The 14,438-nt window shown below is 34.0% G+C and carries 13 protein-coding genes; 5 read left to right on the top strand and 8 right to left on the bottom strand.

Features of this window, described 5'->3' with window-relative positions; genetic code table 11:
* Positions 1-1,102: 1,102 nt before the first annotated feature.
* From ACIQ7L_RS20155 to ACIQ7L_RS20170, 4 genes are all read right to left on the bottom strand, one after another.
* The gene (locus ACIQ7L_RS20155) at positions 1,103-1,780 is read right to left on the bottom strand and encodes an SGNH/GDSL hydrolase family protein (protein ID WP_400571199.1); all 678 of its coding nucleotides are present in this window, start codon (positions 1,778-1,780) and stop codon (positions 1,103-1,105) included.
* 50 nt (positions 1,781-1,830) lie between these two features.
* Positions 1,831-2,427: a TetR/AcrR family transcriptional regulator gene (locus tag ACIQ7L_RS20160; RefSeq protein WP_400571200.1), complete on the bottom strand. Its 597-nt coding sequence runs from the start codon at positions 2,425-2,427 to the stop codon at positions 1,831-1,833.
* A 191-nt stretch (positions 2,428-2,618) separates the two neighbouring features.
* Positions 2,619-4,772 (bottom strand): penicillin-binding transpeptidase domain-containing protein, encoded by a 2,154-nt coding sequence (locus tag ACIQ7L_RS20165; RefSeq protein ID WP_400571201.1) that lies wholly within the window; start codon positions 4,770-4,772, stop codon positions 2,619-2,621.
* Between the two features lie 363 nt (positions 4,773-5,135).
* A complete protein-coding gene (locus tag ACIQ7L_RS20170) occupies positions 5,136-5,570 on the bottom strand; it encodes a DUF7832 domain-containing protein (protein ID WP_400571202.1) in 435 nt (144 codons plus the stop codon).
* Between the two features lie 444 nt (positions 5,571-6,014).
* Here ACIQ7L_RS20170 and ACIQ7L_RS20175 point away from each other — a divergent pair, with 444 nt between their 5' ends.
* Positions 6,015-6,311 carry a hypothetical protein gene (locus tag ACIQ7L_RS20175; protein ID WP_400571203.1) on the top strand — a complete coding sequence of 99 codons (297 nt, stop codon included), beginning with the start codon at positions 6,015-6,017 and terminating at the stop codon, positions 6,309-6,311.
* Positions 6,312-6,567: 256 nt separating this feature from the next.
* Here the strand turns inward: ACIQ7L_RS20175 and ACIQ7L_RS20180 are convergent, their stop codons facing one another.
* The 4 genes from ACIQ7L_RS20180 to phaZ form a co-directional block, all read right to left on the bottom strand.
* Positions 6,568-7,014: an aminoacyl-tRNA deacylase gene (locus tag ACIQ7L_RS20180; RefSeq protein ID WP_400571204.1), complete on the bottom strand. Its 447-nt coding sequence runs from the start codon at positions 7,012-7,014 to the stop codon at positions 6,568-6,570.
* A gap of 212 nt (positions 7,015-7,226) precedes the next feature.
* Positions 7,227-7,427 carry an NETI motif-containing protein gene (locus ACIQ7L_RS20185; RefSeq protein WP_400571205.1) on the bottom strand — a complete coding sequence of 67 codons (201 nt, stop codon included), beginning with the start codon at positions 7,425-7,427 and terminating at the stop codon, positions 7,227-7,229.
* Positions 7,411-8,607, bottom strand: coding sequence for an MFS transporter (locus tag ACIQ7L_RS20190; RefSeq protein WP_400571206.1), 1,197 nt, complete (start codon positions 8,605-8,607; stop codon positions 7,411-7,413). Before ACIQ7L_RS20190 ends, ACIQ7L_RS20185 begins: the two co-directional genes overlap by 17 nt.
* Before the next feature lie 238 nt (positions 8,608-8,845).
* On the bottom strand, positions 8,846-9,748 hold the full coding sequence (phaZ, locus tag ACIQ7L_RS20195; protein ID WP_400571207.1) for an intracellular short-chain-length polyhydroxyalkanoate depolymerase: 903 nt from the start codon (positions 9,746-9,748) through the stop codon (positions 8,846-8,848).
* A 189-nt stretch (positions 9,749-9,937) separates the two neighbouring features.
* Between phaZ and ACIQ7L_RS20200 the strand changes: the two genes are divergently transcribed.
* From ACIQ7L_RS20200 to ACIQ7L_RS20215, 4 genes are all read left to right on the top strand, one after another.
* On the top strand, positions 9,938-10,357 hold the full coding sequence (locus ACIQ7L_RS20200; protein ID WP_400571208.1) for a MarR family winged helix-turn-helix transcriptional regulator: 420 nt from the start codon (positions 9,938-9,940) through the stop codon (positions 10,355-10,357).
* Between the two features lie 14 nt (positions 10,358-10,371).
* Positions 10,372-11,571 (top strand): MFS transporter, encoded by a 1,200-nt coding sequence (locus tag ACIQ7L_RS20205; protein WP_400571209.1) that lies wholly within the window; start codon positions 10,372-10,374, stop codon positions 11,569-11,571.
* Positions 11,572-11,670: 99 nt separating this feature from the next.
* Positions 11,671-12,933, top strand: a complete 1,263-nt coding sequence (locus ACIQ7L_RS20210) for a serine hydrolase domain-containing protein (RefSeq protein WP_400571210.1) — start codon at positions 11,671-11,673, stop codon at positions 12,931-12,933.
* Positions 12,934-13,037: 104 nt separating this feature from the next.
* Positions 13,038-14,384 carry a short-chain fatty acid transporter gene (locus ACIQ7L_RS20215; protein ID WP_400571211.1) on the top strand — a complete coding sequence of 449 codons (1,347 nt, stop codon included), beginning with the start codon at positions 13,038-13,040 and terminating at the stop codon, positions 14,382-14,384.
* Positions 14,385-14,438: the final 54 nt, after the last annotated feature.

Raw genomic sequence — 14,438 nt, forward strand, 5'->3', positions numbered from 1 at the left:
TACTAAAACATCAGCATTAGTAAATTGACTTTCAGCAACTACCTTTTGTGCCCTTTCCTTAGCCATCGCAAAGTTAAACTGCGTGGTTAAAGGGAGTGATGAAGTATCAAGAGCATTCAATTTCTCTAAATTATCTTGATTTTTTCTAAGTCGACTCCCCATAACATCAAAGGTATCCGCATCATAAAAATCCGGACCTTCTTTCGAACCCCGAAAAGCAATGACAACTTGTTTAGTTGCTTCATTTTTATAAACAGTTGCATCCAAACTATTATTTTTATTATGTAATACAGCATCAGGTATTGTAATACGTTTCCAAACCTCTTTATGATCCCCAATGTTTACTCCAATTTCATAGCTATCTATATAGCTATCATTTGCTAATCTTTGTAAAGTTTTATCACTAACAGAATTACTCATAGTTTCTCTCTCCCCAAAAGAGACTTATAGTATTAGTATAAGATAATTATAGTAGTAAAAATATGGTAAATGAAAAAGAAAAATATTATAATTTTAATCATTGCTAAAAAATACTCTTCAAAATTTTCAAACCTATATTATTGATTGATTTAAATATTTAATAATCTCTTTTTTGTTCATGTCTTCTATTCACCCTTAATTTTCGGATATCTCCTTCTTGAATTAAACTGACCGTTAGCACAATAAGAAAAACTGAAATCCCTTCTGTATTAAGTGAGGATTTCAGTTCATCTTTTTTCAAAACGGTGCAACTTTATTACAAACGGTCAAATTTAAACAGATTCCAATACGGAGCTCTCTGTGAAAAATTCGTTTTATTTATTCTTCTCTTCATCGCATGTAATTTTATCCATATTATCACAAGGATTCCTTGTTGCAAATGAATAAAAAGAATAATCAGATAGTATGTTCCGAATTCATTTTTGCTTTGCGGCTAATCCGACAAACGACACGCATTAATTTTTTATGGAGAAATGGAAAAATTGTAAGAAATATATCCACTAGTAACAATTGCAACTTTTTGCTTAGACATCTTGAAACCCCCTGTTTTTGAAAATACATGGTGTGTACGGATGAATCTAAGAAATTGAACAATCGTTCTAATTTGCATAATATAAAACACTCAATTCTTTGTCATACGAATGATTTTGGCATAGTGGTCGGCAACTAATTTCGCTCCTTTGCTATTTAAATGTACTCCGTCTAAAGTCAAATATAGGCCGCGTTTTTGTGATATACGATCAATTTTTTCTTGGTTTTTCAAGAATAAAGCTTCCCACATTACTCTTAGTGGATTTGTTGTTATATATTCAGAGGTATCATAATTTTTGAGGATTGAACTAAACTCTTTATATAAATTAAGATATACTACATTTTCATATTGTTGTGATAATGCAGAAATAACTGTTCTAAATTTATATATTTTCTTATTCCACTCATTATTTATGTTTTCTCCAATTATAGTAGGGGATACTACAATGACTCTTTTTGATTGCTTGAGAATTTTCTCGAGCAGTATTTTATAACGCTCTTGAAATTCTTTTTGATTTGATGCGATAGGATTTGCTTTTACCTTTAAAAGTTTTGCGTAAATATCATTTACACCAATCCATAAGAAAGAAATATCAAAAACATCATTTTGTTTTTGATTGCTAATTCGATTTGTTAAGCTTATAACTGTTTCACCAGGTTTCCCTAAATTGTATAGCGTATCATTTGGAAATTGCCCACTTAATATGTTATAAAATGAAACACCTGGTCTACCTTCTGTTAAGCTATCTCCATATAATCCTATTTGCATTTCACATGCCTCCTTTTCCACATGTAAATGAAATAAAAAACAAAAGAGTATTAGACACTTTCTTTTGAGATAGATAGTAAGAAAATCATAATAGCTTCTTCAAATAATCGTTCTAATTTTTTTGTTTCCACTGTGTGGATAAATTGACATAATCCACCCAACCATGATCCTAATAAAAAGCTTGAGTTTTCAACGTTTTCTATTGAAAATTCACCACTTTTTAAGCCTTCTTCTAAAATTTGTTGATATGCAGTTAAAGGGACAACAGCTAAACCGTATAGTTGCTGAACGATAGAGGGATTTGTATTTGGATCAGCCGCAAGTTCTTGTCCTGCCCTCAATAAAGGCGTTTTATAGTTGTGTAGCACATGCTGGGCCATCCCATATAATTTTTTGGAGGCATTGAGGTAATTTTTTTCTGTTATTTTCCACTTCTCATGCCATTGTTGCATGCTTTTTTTTGCTAAATGGACAAATAAACTTTCTTTATTTTTATAATGATAATAAATATGTCCTTTGCTGTAGCCAGAAGCTTTTGCGATGTCTTCAATTGAGGTTTTTGTATATCCTTTTAAAGAAAATAATTCTGTAGCTTTTTCAGCTATGATTTGTTTAGCTAACTCACCATCATATCGTCTTTTATTCAAAATTTACTCCTTCATCTTTTAATTTTCAGAATTGAATGATTGTTCTAATTTAAATGTATGAAAGAAATTGTTTTTTAGCAACTGACAAGTAAAAATATGTAGATACTGTTTTTGGTTTGATTTTTCATATAAGATGCGGTGCGTGAAATTGAATATTCCGCAAAAAAATAGAGCCTGTTTCTATAGGCCCTTTACGGGTTTCTGTTTGAGTTTGTTTGTGCTTCCATTAACGGTTCTAATGGAGGTTCTAACTCTATCTTTATGGTGTCCCCTTCTTGTAAATCTTGTCCTTTTTCTATACTTTGGCTAGTTACATATCCCGTACCCGTCGTTTTTAAATCTAACTTCAATATTTCAGATAAATACATAACATCACGCATTGCCCAGCCTTTAAGGTTAGGCATCTTCACGTTACTACCTACTAGAAAAATACGGTCTCCTTTACTAGTTACATCACCAGCCTCTGGATATTGTTTTATTATTTCTCCTTCTCCTAATACTATCGGATGGAGTTTCGCTTTTTCTGTCATGTTTTTTGCTGTATCCATCGGTTGATTTACATAATTTTGTATTTTCACTTCAGATTGCTTTGTAGCATCTGCTATTTGCTTTTCTGTATATGGTTTCACTTTTAAGTATTCTAAGCTATTTTTAATAACTGGTTTAAAAATTTCTGCGAGGGGTTGAGCGCCATATTCATTACCTTTTAATTTAGGTTGTTTAATAGCTAAATATATTACTAATTGTGGATCATCAATTGGAGCCATTCCTAAAAATGAAAAAATATAATTTTCTTTCCCTTCCATATACCGCCCATTTTCAGGATTCGGAATTTGTGCGGTTCCTGTTTTACCACCAATCGGATAACCGTCCACTTTATACATCGTTCCGGTACCTTTTGATGAAGTGATAACACGTTCCATTAAGCTTCTTACTTTCTCCGCGGTTTCTTTTGTAACTGGATTTCCAATTTCTTTAGGTTGATTTTCCATAATCACTTGATTGTCTATTGGATTTACAATTTTATCGATAATATAAGGCTTCATCATTTCCCCATCGTTAGCTATCGCAGTAGCAGCTTGTATTAATTGAATAGGAGTAACAGTGGATCCTTGTCCAAAAGCAGTTGTAACTTGTTGAATTTGTGTATCTAGTAATAGTTTATTCTTGCTTTCTCCAGGTAAGTCTATCCCTGTTTTTTGATTAAAACCAAATTTATTTATGTATTTCTTGAAGTTATTTGGCTTTAGTAATTGATCTTCTAAAATAGAAAAAGCAACATTTGACGATCGTTCAAAACCTTCATCAAATGTAATAGACCCCCACCCATAACCACTATTATGGTCTTTAATTTCTGCTGAGCCTACCTCATATTTCCCAGATTGATAATATTGATTACCATCATAAACCCCTTCATTAATCGCGGCAGCTAATGTGAAAATTTTCATTGTAGATCCAGGTTCATATGCATTTGCAATCGGATCATTTAAGAAGTATTCAATATCTCCTTTATTCGGATTATAACTAGGTTTACTGGACATCGCTAAAATTTCTCCCGTTTTCGGATTTGCGATAATACCTACTAGCATAGAAGGATCATAATGCTTTGTTGCAGTATTCATTGCTTCTTCTAAAAAACTTTGAATTTGTTTATCTAACGTAAGATACACGTTATTTCCATTTCGAGCGGGTTCCACCTGTTCTATATTATTTGTAAGCGGAATCCCTTTTCGTGATCCTACATATGAAACACTGCCATTCGTAGCACGTAAATACTTGTCGAGACTTTTTTCGAGACCAAACTTACCTTCAGCATTCCCCTTATCATCTGGTCTTGCAAATCCGAGTATATACGATGCGAAATCTTCATTAGGATATACTCTAGCTTTTTCCGTTATAAAAGATACACCTGGTATCTTTAAATCTTTAATTTTGTCCTTTGTTTCTCTAGATAAATTCCTTCCAACTTTCCCAATTTCAACTTGCGTAGGCCCTTCGTGAAAATACTTAATGACTTCATCTTTATCCATTTCAAGTACATCTGCTAAACTTTGAGCAGTTTCTTCTTTATTTTTAACTTTATTTTTTCCTTTTAAATTTACAACGATACGATATGTTGTTGAATCTTGAACTAACACTTTTCCGTTTTGGTCATAGATCGTACCACGATTAGCTTCTAAAACACCATTTTTATTATGTTGTTCATTCGCAAAATCCTTTACATTAACATCATGCACAACTCCTACTGCCTGAATATAAAAAAAGCGTAATATCATGATGAGAAATAAAAAAATAAATAAAATCATCATATATCCAGCGCCTTTATTTGTCTGCAGTTTATGCATATTCCGCTCCTTTCTTTTACAATCTATTAATAGTAAAGACGTGGTACTAACTTTATTCTTATTAGTTGCAATACTATATTTTTCGGAGTTTTTGTATGAATTCCTCTAAAACAATACGAATCATGCAATGTAGACGATTCATTTTGTTTTTTATTTTATTGTCATTAAGTGCGGTGCGTGAAATTAAATATTCCCCTAGTAAAAAAGAACCTATTTTAAAATTTAATCTTTTATTTTATTCATAATTAACTCAGAATACATTATACTTCCAATCTCATATGTACCTATTTTTCTATTAACACAATAATTTAACAGTACTCCAACAGAAATCCCCTTCTTCAAACGACTCGCTTGTTCAATGAATTACCGTTTCTGTATGTTGTTTTTCCAATTCAAATAGCTATAATCAACCTCTATTTTTAATTCAAAATAGTTTTCCCAAGTATCTTGTACATGATAAAGTGTTTCGCCCTCAAATATAAAAACATCCCTATAATCATTTAGATATTCCCAGCCATTATCATTATTAAAGTAATACATTGCAAATTGATTACCCTCATCATTTAACATGTCGTCTGCAAACACACCCCCCCACTTCATATAGATTTGCGTACCAGTGATTTGTCTAAGCTTAAACTTATTAATGTCATCTTGAGACTTTTCTTCAAATGCTTTACTATATAAATTATTTTCAATTATCCACCCAAGAAACATACCAGTATGTACATATGCTTGTTCAATTGGCAAGTCCTCTGGAAAATCGCCATTATAATGATACTTTGCTTTATCATAAATCACGGTGTTCAACTCCTTTTCATATCCCATTTATTTTGCATCCAATGTAGTATCTACTAAATAACTATCTTTTCTCCCGCAATATTGTTTCTATTCACTGAATAAATAAATAATTAACAATATGAAATTCTATCTTTAACACAATAATATTCTAACAAATTAATATCCTAATAACCAGGCTTGTTTGCAATTCCAACAACAACTGTTATTCGTATCATATTAATAAAGGTTTCTCCTTCAAAAATATCTGTACCCTAGTATAGTTGAAGTATATTCATTGAAATTACTAAACTTAATAAAGAATATAAAAATGATAAGTTTGAATATCCCCTATTTCTTACTAAACTAGTGGGCAGTTTAGTTGAACAAGATTAACCAAGTTATTTATGGTATTATATTTACAGTAATAACATGGAGAAATTTGCCAAAAATTTAGGGGGTTTATTTATGAAAGGAAAATTAGTATTATCTATTATTTTTTCAGGTGCTTTAGCATTATCAATCGGATTTGCAAAAGACTTTCAAAGTACAAAGGTAGTTGCACAGACTAATGGAGATCAATACAAACTTGTTACTAAAGAGGAACAAGTTCAAAGAGAAAGTACAGTAGCAGAAAGGAAAGATGTTACCACTGTTATAACAGCAGAAGAGCAAGATATGGTGGAAAATAGTTCAGCTCAAGAAGGGTTTGTTCCACAAGCAAATGGGACAGGTTTCTATTTTGAAAAATCCCCAAAAAATTAAGTTTAATAAGGTGCTAAAAATATTGTTGTAGTAACTGAGGCCATTTATAGTACAAAAAAGGATAGATAGAGCATATTTTATACTGCTCATCTATCCTTTATAATTTATCCCTTACAATGTCCGACATTAAACAAAAATATAATGTTGTTAAGGGTTTTAAGTAGTATCTTGACTTTTAATAAAAAAGTTTGATCATTCTCTACCTGTGTTACTCCACAATTGCGCCTGTTTGCTGAAAAAAAAGTATTATTTCCTGTTAATCGAAGGTTGCAATCACAGGATTTAATTCATTTAAAGCTTGTGGTTCAATTTTTAAAGTAAATGTTGATTGACCGGTACCTCCATAAATATAATCATAATGGAAAAGTCGGTTGTCTATCACACAAGGTAAATCAAGACCTACCATACGTACACTTCCTACCTGAAATCCTGTAACTCTCTGAACTTCCTCTGGAGATGCTAATTTCACTTTACTACAACCTAAAATATCAGCTATTTTCTCAAAACTAACTTTGTTACGACTTCCAGATGCAATTAAAACAAAAAAACCTTTATCACTTTTTAATATCATCGTCGGAGCTGTTTGCCCAACTTCAATCCCAAAATATTCCGAGCCATCTTGTCTTGAAAGTATTGTTTTTTCGTGTTGAATTATTTCATATGTATATTTATTTTTCTCCAAAATCCCTTGCAATTCTTCCATATGAAACACCTCCAACCTTGATTTTAACATAGAAAATTGTGGAAATGTTTACAGAGAGAACTATTAAGCGAAATAGTCCAATTAATGTACAGTGGATACTAAAAAAGATGGCACCGGTCAAACCGAATCCATCTTTTAAGTATTTAATTCTTAATGGTCTTTTTAGTAAACTGTCCATTTTATAGGGTACCGTTCATATTAGACCTCTCTTCTTATTTCAATTTTCCTTCAAAAACAATTTTTCTTCCGCACGGCTCTACTACTGTTTTTCCATCCTTTTTCACTTCATGAAAGATTGGCTCTTCCATACGGCGTGAAGGTGCATACCCCTCTTTTTCCATACGCGCTAAACAATCTGTAATGGTTTCGTCCTCTTGTACTTCAAATTTTTTCTTATTAGGTTGTTTCGTCATGCCCTAACCTACTTTCTATTTTTCTTGATGCGAATTGGCTTTTCATATAGGTGATGTATAAAAGTGCAATAATTGCCATTATAATCATAACCGCTATAAAAAAGCTTGTATACTGTATTTTCTCTATAAATATACCTCCTAATACAGGTCCCATAATACTTCCTATACTAAAGGCAATTCCAGACAATATATTCCCGGCTGGCAGTAAGTGTCTTGGCAATAAATCCGTCATAAATCCAAGCCCTAATGAGAAACATGAACCGATTACCATCCCAGCTAGGAGCATACACCCAAATACAATCCAATAATACTGATCAAACGCTGCAGCAAGTAAGAAGATAATTGTACTGATGCTGAATGTCCACATTAAAATGCGGTCTCTTCCATATTTATCACTTAATATACCAAGCGGAATTTGCGTGATAATTCCCCCGATTGCAAATGCAGGTAATAAGAAGGATACATCAGAGACAGCCCATCCTTTACGAAGTGCATATACCGGTAAGTTACTATTTAGCATTGCTTCTAGCACACCATATGCTAGAGGTCCAATAAGTGCAATCCATGCAAGAACAACTACTTGTTTATAACGTGAAAACGATGATTCACTTTCTTTCCCTGTTTCATCTTGCTCTGGAAAAGCGTTTTTAGTTGGAAGTAATAGTAACCATCCAATTAAGCAAAGAATCGTAGATACAATAAATGGTGTTGCAAGTCCATATTGAACAGTGCTAGCTAAGTATGGGCCTACCGCAAAACCAATACCAAAAAAGACTCCATATATAGATATTTGTCTGCCTATTTTACTAGGGTCAGCTGTCGTTGTAATCCACGTTTGTGTTCCGACATGTAACATATGGTCCCCTACGCCAACTAAAAAGCGGAGGATAAACCATGTCCAAAATGAAAATGTTTGTGTAAAAAAGAATAATGAAATAATGACAAGAAAGCCACCGATTACGATAATCGGTTTCATTCCAAAGCGTTGCATCGGTTTTTCAAGCCATGGCGAAATAAATAAGATTCCAATATATAGCGCTGTTGCATGAATGCCGTTAAAACTAGAACGAATCCCTTCTTGCTCAAAAATCATTGCGATAGCAGGTAGAAGCATTCCTTGTGACAATCCAGAAATCGCAACAATTCCAACCATAATCCAAAATGTAAATCGTGTTGACATCATCTTCCCTCTCCCTTTTCAAACTCACCAATTTTCATTATAAACTGTTTTCAAGGATGAGTGCGTAAATGTCATTATAAAAAGGAGTTAGAAAGTCACCTTTCTAACTCCTTTTCTATCACGATCTTAAGTTATTATATGATACTTTTAGGTAAGATTTTCTACATCATGTACTTACAAACATTGCGTACAGGAAAATTGTATACTATCATGTGACATTTATCCCATTAGGAAGCCTCTATTTATTTTCCAGCCAATTTGTTACATGCTGCGTAAATTCATCTAAGCAATCAATAAACGGTGAATGCCCACAATTCTCCAATATGGCTAACTTAGCGTTCGGGAGATGGTTTGCTAATTCTTCCCCTACTACCTGCGGGACCACATAATCACGGTCTCCTTGTACAACGAGTGTTGGTACTTGGAGACGATGAATATGTCCGTTTCCTGGTACAACCCCATTATGTTCATCTGAAATATTAAACGTAGTTAAAGCGTAGTTTACGTCGACAAAATTACGCTGCGTTAACATATCATCTAAATATTTTTCATAGCGCTCTGGATCTGGTTTATGATGTGTATAAATCAATAGGTTCCAAACCGTTTGATAATATAACTTGTTCCTATTTTTGATTGCATCTAAAACAGGAGCGATTTGAACAGGGTCTTGTGCAATTTCTTCTTTTGTTTTTAATAAAGTGGACACGATAGGCTGACCATTCATATCTTTTTTAAAGATTGGATATCCTTTCATTCCGACTGATTCTACCAAAATGAGTTTCTCTACAAACTCCGTATGACAAGCTGTAAATTCCATCGCAACGCCACCACCCATTGACCAGCCCATCAATGAAAATTTCTTCAATTGTAGTTCATCTATAAATAGCTTTAAATCAGCAGCAAAATCTTGTAATGAATCTATTGACTTATGGTATGTCGATTTCCCGAATCCCCTTAAATCAATGGCATAAATATGATATTCGCCTTGTAATTTCTCAATCACTAAATCCCAATGCTGTGAAGATGTCATATTGCCGTGAATGAGTACAAGTATTTCTTTATTTTCCCTTCCAACTTCTTGGTATGCAATCGTTTCTCCATTTGACAACGAAACAAATTCCATTATTGCCGGCTTAATCATCACACGTCCCCTCCATCCACTTTAATAGAAAGAAAATTCCGAACCTACATTTAGGATACCATGTAGAATATACGTTCTCAACATGAAATCTATACAAAATTTTTACATAAAACAACATGTCTATTACTAGACAATCATAGTAAAAAAGTATATAGTTAGCTAGGTAACTAATTTGAAAGGATTAAACAAATGGACGAAAAACAGCATTTTTTTCACATTGTCAGTCAAACTTCTCGGAAGTTTACGAAAAAATTTAATGAACGTGTATCACCAACAGGTTTATTTAGTGCACAATGGGCTGTTATTTTCCGAATCAATCAAACTGGACCTTGTACACAAACTGAGTTATGTCAGTATTTAAACGTTGAATCACCAACAATGACTCGGACATTAACACGTATGGAAACAATGGGCTGGATTATTCGAACTGAAGGAAAAGACCGCCGCGAAAAGCTAATTTCATTATCAGAAACAGCACTGGAAATGATTCCAGTATGGCAAGAAGAAGTCGACACTTTCGAAGAAAAAGCGTTGCATACTATTAATGAAGACGACTTGCAACTAGCATTTCAAGTTTTACAAACTATTATTAAAAATTTAGATGATTAATTGGAGGGATGACGATGCAAAGTGAGAAGCTTTGGACGAAGGACTTCCTTGGAACTTGTTTTAGTAGTCTGTTTCTATTTTTAACGTTTTACATGCTTATGACCACTTTACCCGTCTATGTAATAGATGGTCTGAAAGGAAAACCTGAAGAAATCGGTTTAGTTGCAACAGTTTTCCTTATTTCTTCTGTTCTATGCCGACCGTTTACAGGGAAATGGCTTGATGATTTAGGAAGAAAGAAAATATTATTTATTTCTCTTTCGCTATTTTTAGCCGCTACCATCATGTATTTCGGTACACAGAGTTTATTTTTATTACTTGCTCTTCGCTTCCTTCATGGGATTGGATTTGGAATGGCAACTACAGCAACAGGTACGATTGTAACAGATGTCGCACCACCTCATCGACGTGGTGAAGCACTTGCCTATTATGGTGTGTTTATGAGTCTTCCAATGGTAATCGGTCCTTTTTTAGGTTTGACGATTATTTCACATTTTTCATTTACTGCTTTATTTATGGTTTGTTCTGTATTTTCATTATTAGCATTTTTATTAGGCTTACTCGTAAATATTCCACATGAAAAACCAATGAATAAACAAAAACGTGAACCGATGAAATGGAAAGATTTAATTGAACCTTCTTCCATTCCAATTGCTCTTACAGGCTTTGTTCTAGCATTTTCTTATAGTGGTATTTTATCCTTTATTCCTATTTATGCGAAAGAGCTTGGTTTAGGAGAAGCTGCGAGTTACTTCTTTATTTTATATGCACTCGTTGTTGTTCTTTCTCGTCCATTTACAGGAAAGATATTTGACCGTTTTGGTGAAAATGTACTGATTTATCCTGCTATTATTATTTTTACAGTAGGAATGTTCGTCTTAAGCCAAGCACAAACATCATTTTGGTTCCTCGGTGCAGGTATGTTAATCGGCTTAGGCTACGGAACACTCATTCCAAGTTTCCAAACAATTGCTATTTCCTCCGCGCCAAATCACCGACGTGGTTCAGCAACCGCTACTTATTTTTCATTCTTTGATAGCGGTATTGGTTTTGGCTCTTTCATTTTAGGTATAGTAGCTGCAAAATCAAGTTATCATAATATGTATTTCATTTCTGCCATTATCGTTGCATTTACATTACTTATTTATTTTTGCTTACATGGTAGAAAGCAAAAATTCAAAAAGCAAGATACGGATGGAAAATTATCAGCTTAATGTTAATAAGGGAAGTAAACTCCTCTGTTTACTTCCCTTATTTTGTATTTCTAAGAAAACGAGCGTATACTTACTGTAGAAATATCAAGGAGGTATTATATGAATTTTAAAAAATCTCCCCTTCTATTGCTCATACTCACACTATTATTTGTAGTAACAGGGCTTGGTTTTACGGTTTTTAAACATAATAAAGTAACTCCGTCAAAAGAAAACGTGACAAAGGAAAATTGGCTGCAAGATCCTTACTTACGTTGGGCATATACACATATGAACGAACTGGTACTAACAAGTGAAGTAAAAAATAACCCTGAACAAGTATCAACATTCCCTGCTGCATTACAAAATTTAGATGATTTCTCTGTTAAACAAGGAAATGGACAGGATATTCCTTTAAAGAAACTATTAGATGAGAATAAAACCGATGCATTTGTTGTTATACATAACGGAAAACTCGTTTACGAACATTACTTCAATGGTTATAAACAAAATACACCGCATGGGATGGCTTCTTTAGCTAAAGTCTTTACCGGTGCACTTGTGCAATCTTTAGCCGAAGAAAAGCAAATTGATGTAAATAAACTTGCTGAAACGTATGTCACAGAATTACGGAACACTCCATTTGGGAAAGCGACGATTCAACAGTTAATGGACATGCAAGTTTCCGCGGAATACCCTACACATGGATATATACAACGGGGATTAGAAAATCAAGATGCACAGCTATATTTAGCTAGTAACATTCTTCCTCGTTCTAAAAACTATGATGGCCCAATGAACATTTATGATATGTTACAAGAAGCAAAAGAAACCGCACCACCTGGAGCAGAGTTTTCCTATAATAATGGTTCTGCTGAAACACTTGGCTGGATCATACGGAAAGTAACTGGTAAATCATTAGCTAAAAATGTAAGTGAACGAATTTGGTCCAAAATCGGCATGGAAGAAAGTGCGTATTATGTAACTGATGATACAAAAGTCGAACAAGCAAGCGCTGGTTTAAATGCCACTGCAAGAGATATGGCTAAGTTTGGTCAATTGCTTTTAAATAATGGTCAATACAACGGAAAGCAAATTCTACCTTCTTCTATTTCAGAAGATATAAAAAGCATACAAGAAGGTGAGCTGGCTATCGGGTATGGAGCCCCCACTTCTTATCATAATCAATGGTGGATTCCTCATAATGAGCAAGGTGCCTTTGAAGTGCTGGGGAGTTATGGACAATGTCTCTATATAGATCCAAAAGCCAATATGGTTATTGTACATTTTTCATCAAATGCTGAACCGAGCGGTGATATACATTCTATTTATTCAAATATGTATGTAGATATCGCAAAATACTTAGAAAATCTTTCACACGAGTGAAAGATTTTCTTTCTTTTAATTATCTGAATTTTCTGTTTTAGAAAGGTTATTACTTACACGATAACGAATATTGTAAAGAAATATAGTCAAGGAGGTTGATGTATTTGTTTCGCTCTTTTACAAATGGTTGTGTTACACTTGTACAACGATTTTTACCAGATCCCTTTATTTTATCCTGCTTGTTAACCATTTTCGTTATCTTCTTTGGAATGTTTGCAACGCACCAATCACCAGTAGAAATGATTGCTCATTGGGGTAATGGTATTTGGGGTCTCTTAGCCTTCGCAATGCAAATGGCGCTTGTACTTGTTACAGGTTCCGCCTTAGCTAATGCTCCGCTTATTCGCAAAGGCTTAGCAAAAGCTGCTCAATTACCGAAAACAAGCGGACAAGGTATTATTGCGATCTCCATTGTTAGTTTATTAGGTGCCTACATAAATTGGGGATTCGGCATTGTTGTTTCTGTTTTATACGCTAAAGAAGTTGCCAGGCACATAAAAGGATTAGACTATCGTCTTGCAATCGCTTCTTCCTATTCTGGATTTCTCATATGGCACGCAGGATTTTCTGCCTCCATTCCACTTACTTTAGCATCCGGAGGAGAAACATTAATCAAAACAACAGCTGGTAGTATAAAGGAAGCAATCCCCATCACAGAAACATTATTTTCACCATATGCTATTGTCCCTGTTATCGTCTTCTTAGTTACCATGCCACTTATTAATAGAGCAATGCATCCCGATGCAGATCATACAATTACAGTTGACCCAAGTGTATTTCATGAAGAAGCCGCTGCTCAAAAAGTAGAGGCCCGTACATTTGCTGAGAAAATGGAAAATAGTATTTGGATGACTGTTTGCATTGGTCTCTTAGGAATTATCTATATTATTCATTACTTTAGTACGAAAGGATTTAATCTTACACTCGATATCGTTATTTTCATGTTGTTAATCGCTGGTCTTATTTTTCATCGTACGCCTATCCAATATATTCGTGCCTTTTCAGACTCAACGAAAAGTGCTTCCGGGATTTTATTGCAATTTCCATTTTACGCTGGAATTATGGGAATGATGATTGGCACAAATAGCGATGGACTTTCACTTGGGGGAGCTATTTCGAACTTCTTTATTCAGATTTCAAATGAATCTACTTTTCCCTTATTCACATTTTTAAGTGCCGGAATTGTAAACATTTTTGTTCCATCTGGAGGCGGACAATGGGCTGTACAAGCTCCTATTATGATTCCAGCTGGAGCAGAACTTGGTGTACCTGCTGCTAAAACAGCGATGGCGATTGCATGGGGTGATGCTTGGACGAACTTAATCCAACCATTTTGGGCATTACCAGCTTTAGCGATTGCAGGCTTAGGTGCGCGTGATATTATGGGGTTCTGTGTGATTAACTTGCTTTATGCCGGTGCAGTTATCGGTTTATGTTTCCTTTTTATCTAAATTCCAACACACACAAAAAGCTAGTTTTATACTAGCTTTTTTATATAATAACAT

This window comes from Bacillus sp. NPDC094106 (assembly GCF_044764345.1).
Lineage (GTDB): Bacteria > Bacillota > Bacilli > Bacillales > Bacillaceae_G > Bacillus_A.

Excerpts from the sequence above, each read along its gene's own strand:
- phaZ (WP_400571207.1), bottom strand. The coding sequence starts at position 9,748 with ATGATTAAGCCGGCAATAATGGAATTTGTTTCGTTGTCAAATGGAGAA.
- ACIQ7L_RS20205 (WP_400571209.1), top strand. The coding sequence starts at position 10,372 with ATGCAAAGTGAGAAGCTTTGGACGAAGGACTTCCTTGGAACTTGTTTT.
- ACIQ7L_RS20210 (WP_400571210.1), top strand. The coding sequence starts at position 11,671 with ATGAATTTTAAAAAATCTCCCCTTCTATTGCTCATACTCACACTATTA.
- ACIQ7L_RS20180 (WP_400571204.1), bottom strand. The coding sequence starts at position 7,014 with ATGGAAGAATTGCAAGGGATTTTGGAGAAAAATAAATATACATATGAA.
- ACIQ7L_RS20200 (WP_400571208.1), top strand. The coding sequence starts at position 9,938 with ATGGACGAAAAACAGCATTTTTTTCACATTGTCAGTCAAACTTCTCGG.
- ACIQ7L_RS20175 (WP_400571203.1), top strand. The coding sequence starts at position 6,015 with ATGAAAGGAAAATTAGTATTATCTATTATTTTTTCAGGTGCTTTAGCA.
- ACIQ7L_RS20190 (WP_400571206.1), bottom strand. The coding sequence starts at position 8,607 with ATGTCAACACGATTTACATTTTGGATTATGGTTGGAATTGTTGCGATT.
- ACIQ7L_RS20155 (WP_400571199.1), bottom strand. The coding sequence starts at position 1,780 with ATGCAAATAGGATTATATGGAGATAGCTTAACAGAAGGTAGACCAGGT.
- ACIQ7L_RS20165 (WP_400571201.1), bottom strand. The coding sequence starts at position 4,772 with ATGCATAAACTGCAGACAAATAAAGGCGCTGGATATATGATGATTTTA.
- ACIQ7L_RS20185 (WP_400571205.1), bottom strand. The coding sequence starts at position 7,427 with ATGACGAAACAACCTAATAAGAAAAAATTTGAAGTACAAGAGGACGAA.